Raw genomic sequence first — 4,075 nt, 5'->3', positions numbered from 1 at the left:
CAACTAACAGCAGCGACACCATCGCAAGGCGGTGAATCACAGCATTCGCTTTTTGGCTCATGTCAGAAGACTATTGTGCGTCGGGAGATTTGAATTCTGTGAGCTGCCTATTCACTTCTCCAGTTTTTTCAGCGCCGCCGTCACATTCCCCACCGTGAGCAGTTCATCGAGGATGAAAGGCTCCTCAGTACCCGGGATGTAGAGCACGTTCACGGGCACGGCGCGTTTACCCAGGGCTTCGAGGGCGAGGCGGATGGTTTCGTTTTCATCTGACCAGTCGGCCTTGAGGGTGGCGACGTGGTGCTCCTTGAAGAGGGCGCGCAGGCCGGTGTCGCTATAGACGCGTTTGTTGACCTGGCAGGTCCAGCACCAGGAGGCGGTGAAGTCGATGTAGACGGGCTGCTTGGCGGCACGCAGCGCGGCTACTTTTTCGGGAGACCAAGTTTCCCAATGCAGCGCATCGGGGTCTTTGAGATTCACGGCTTCTTCGGCATGCGATCGTTTGGCTGAGGCATTTGGCAAGCCAAACCACAGGCCGCCTGCAATGGCGAGGAACGTGAGCAGTCGGGCGATGTTTTGTGTGCGCTCGGGCTTGTGGGGCAGGGCCCAGCGGCCGTAGATCCAGCAACCCAGAGCGATGAGCACGAGGCTCAGGATGGCGAAAAGCACTGGCAGGCCTTCGATCTGATTGGTCAGCACGTAGAGCATGAAACCCACGGTGCCGAAGAGCAGGAAGGACATGCCCTGCTTGAAGCTTTCCATCCATGCGCCGGGGCGTGGCAGTGCGGAGATGAGGCCTGGGAAAAGGGAGAGCAGCAGAAACGGACTGGCAAGACCGAGGCCGATGAGGGTGAAGATCAGCATCGACTGCGAGGCAGGCATCGCGAGCGTGGCTCCCAAGGCGGTGCCGAGAAACGGAGCAGAGCAGGGTGTGGCGACCACCGTGGCCAGCAGACCGGAAAAGAAGGAGCCGCCGAGGCCGCCTTTGGACTGCAATCCTGAGCCAACGCCGATGGCCGAGGTGCCGATCTCAAACAAGCCTGCCATGTTCAGGGCAAAGATGAGGAAGAATGCGGCGAGGAAGAAATTGAAAGCCGGTGATTGAAGCTGCGAGCCCCAGCCCTTGTTCAGCGCGATGGCGAATCCGCCAAGCACCCAGAACGAGAGCAGCACACCCACGGTGTACATCAGGCCATGCAGCACCACCTTGCGGCGGTCTTCGCCCGCCTGCTGCACCACGCTGGTGACCTTGATGCCGAGCACCGGAAACACGCAGGGCATGATGTTGAGGATCAAGCCGCCGATGAAGGCGTAGAGGAGCAACTGCGCAAAGGTCAGGGGGATTTTAGGTGTGGCGGTTGGCGCAGCAGCAGAGGTTGTTGCTGGTTCCACAACTTTGGTCGCAGCGGGCTGTGCTTCATTCGTGGCAGTCGCTGCGGCTGTGCTGGCAAATGCGGCGGCATTCGCTGCATTAGCCACAGGCGCTGCTGCCACATTCAGTGTGAGCGCGACTTCTTTGACAAAGGGCAGGCAGCTTTTCGGATCGCACACAAGCGCATTCACTTTTACTTTCAGTTCGGCGTTGCTGCCCACGGCGGCAGTGGCTGGCGGGGTGATCTTCACCGGCAGGTATGCCGTGCCGTCATAGCCGTCGCTGATCGCTCCGTCAGTGGAGGGGACTTGATGGGTTGCTGGCCAGGTCAGTTCCTCGATCTGCCAGCCCTCGGGCAGGGTCCAGGTCAGCTTGGTGGGCTTGCCGATGACGCCCGGTGGCAGCACCTTGCCATACGTGTGGCAATCCTTCGCATGCACCAGTTTGACGGCGGCCTGAAACGGCTGGCCCGGTGCTGCGGCAGACACTGCGGCAACCAGTTCCGCCGTGACGCGCTCCTGCTTCGGAGCAGCGGCTCCGCCAAAGCCAAAGGATTGCGAGTGGGCGACGGTGGCGACGAGCAGCGAGGCGGCGAGTGACAGGAAACAGCTTCGATTCATGGTTGGGGAGGGATTGGCAGGTAGGAGAACGCGCCGTGCGGGTTATTCCCATCACGGCGCGTTTCGCGAACTTTGAATACTTAAAGAGCTCTACGAATCAGAGCGCCTTGTGGCTGCCATCGCAGAAAGGCGGGTTCTTGGTCTGCTTGCAGTTGCACAGCCAGACCTTCTTGGCCTCAGGTAGATTGAACTTCTTCGGGCCAAAACCGGTGCCCTTGTGGCTGCCATCGCACATCGGCTGATGGCCGCTCAAACCGCAGGCGCACCACCAATGGTCTCCAGCAGGAAGTTCAACAGCGACGGGTTGTTTCTCGTGAATTTTGGGAAGATTTTCCATGGTGGCCAATTTGGCAGATGGGGAAAGAAGGTCAAGGCGTGCAGGTGGATGTTGTGACTGGCTAATGAATGGTCTCCAGCACCTCTCGCACGAGGCCCGGCCCACGATACACCAGCCCGCTGTACACCTGCACGAGGGCGGCCCCTGCTTTCATCTTCTCAAGCGCATCCGTTCCGCAGACGATGCCACCGACGCCGATGAGCGGGATCTGCTCCTTCAAAAGCGTGCGGAAGGCCTGCAGCACGAGGTTGGAACGCTCACGCACTGGCGCACCGCTCAGGCCACCGGTTTCATTCGCCAGGCGATGACCTGTGATGGCTGTGCGATCAATGGTCGTGTTGGTGGCGATGACGCCGTCGATGTCCTGCTCATTGAAGACGCGGGCGAGCGCCTCAATCTGCATCTCATTGAGATCGGGGGCGATTTTGACGAGAAAAGGCACCTGTTTGCCGTGCTCCTGCTTCAAGACGGCTTGTTCTTTCTTTAAAGCAGAGATCAGTTCACGCGCCGCACCCTCGGCCTGGAGATCTCGAAGGCCCTTTGTATTCGGAGAGGAGATGTTCACCGCGATGTAATCAGCGACTGGATATGCGGCCTTCAGGCAGATGAGATAATCCTTCACGGCATCTTCATTCGGCGTGTCGAAGTTCTTGCCGATGTTCACGCCGACGACGGCCTTGGTGCGACGATGCTTGAGCTTTGTCACGGCGGACTGAATGCCGGGGTTATTGAAGCCCATGCGGTTGATTAGCGCTTCATGCTCGGGCAGGCGGAAGAGGCGCGGCTTTGGATTCCCCGGCTGCGGGCGCGGCGTGAGTGTGCCGACTTCGACGGCGCCAAGCCCGAGCGCACCCCAGGCCTCCACTGCGCTGGCGGACTTGTCCATGCCGGCTGCGAGCCCGAGAGCATTGGGAAAGGTGAGCCCCATCACGCTGCGCGATTGCTGCGGGCCGCTGACCACCGACTTCAGCATGCCGAGGCGATGCGCGATGATCATCATCTTTACCGTGAGTGTGTGGGCACGCTCGGCATCGAGCCGGAAGAGCCACGGTTTCAGCACGGGATAAAAGGATTCGATCAAGGTCATGCGTCAGGCGGGAGGATGGATTTCACGAGTGCTGCCACGGCTTTGCCGAGCCGTCCATGCGCAGCCGCATCTAAATGGATGCCGTCGCTGCCGGGCTCGATCAGTGTTTGCGTATTGAGGAAGCCGCAGCCAAGCGAGCTGGCAACAGCTTCATAATACTTGGGCAGTCTGCGACTGTCTTTCTGACCGGTGGGGAACTTGGCGGCGACGTCCGGCAAGTGGAGTTGATCGCCGATGGCAGGTGGGCAAAGCAGCAGGAGTTTGGGGGCTTTGTTGCCGATGCCGGCATCGCTGCCCAGGATCATCTGCGCCAGCATTTTGACACCTGTGGCGATCTCTCCGGGGGAAACGCCATACACGGCTTTGAGGTCATTCGAGCCGAGCATCAACACCACCAGATCCAGCGGCTTGTGGGATTCCAGGATGGCAGGCAGCACCATCTTGCCATTGCGTGCGAGGGCAAAGGGGTCGTCGTGCACGGTGGTGCGACCATTTTGACCTTCTTCGATCACCCGAAAGCTGGTGCCCAGTTCGTGGGCCAGAATGCCAGTCCAGCGCACGTCATGCGGGTGGCGTTCAGGGCAGGGGAGTGATATGCTGTCGGGCTTGAAGCCCCAGGTGTTAGAATCGCCAAAACAGAGAACGTTTTTCATCAGGCG

Annotated in this window: 4 protein-coding genes; all 4 read right to left on the bottom strand. The window is 59.9% G+C overall.

Features of this window, described 5'->3' with window-relative positions; all coding sequences use genetic code 11:
- Positions 1-111: 111 nt before the first annotated feature.
- Positions 112-1,992 carry a thioredoxin family protein gene (locus ACIREA_RS27885; RefSeq protein WP_397385596.1) on the bottom strand — a complete coding sequence of 627 codons (1,881 nt, stop codon included), beginning with the start codon at positions 1,990-1,992 and terminating at the stop codon, positions 112-114.
- Between the two features lie 97 nt (positions 1,993-2,089).
- Positions 2,090-2,329, bottom strand: coding sequence for a CDGSH iron-sulfur domain-containing protein (locus ACIREA_RS27880; RefSeq protein ID WP_397385595.1), 240 nt, complete (start codon positions 2,327-2,329; stop codon positions 2,090-2,092).
- A gap of 61 nt (positions 2,330-2,390) precedes the next feature.
- Positions 2,391-3,416 carry a quinone-dependent dihydroorotate dehydrogenase gene (locus tag ACIREA_RS27875; RefSeq protein WP_397385594.1) on the bottom strand — a complete coding sequence of 342 codons (1,026 nt, stop codon included), beginning with the start codon at positions 3,414-3,416 and terminating at the stop codon, positions 2,391-2,393.
- The coding region (locus ACIREA_RS27870) for an SGNH/GDSL hydrolase family protein (RefSeq protein ID WP_397385593.1) at positions 3,413-4,075 on the bottom strand (663 nt) is incomplete at its 5' end. The genes ACIREA_RS27870 and ACIREA_RS27875, both read right to left, overlap by 4 nt.

The sequence above is a fragment of the Prosthecobacter sp. genome (assembly GCF_044373815.1).
Classification (GTDB): domain Bacteria; phylum Verrucomicrobiota; class Verrucomicrobiia; order Verrucomicrobiales; family Verrucomicrobiaceae; genus Prosthecobacter.
This window is presented reverse-complemented; position numbering and strand designations above follow the sequence as displayed.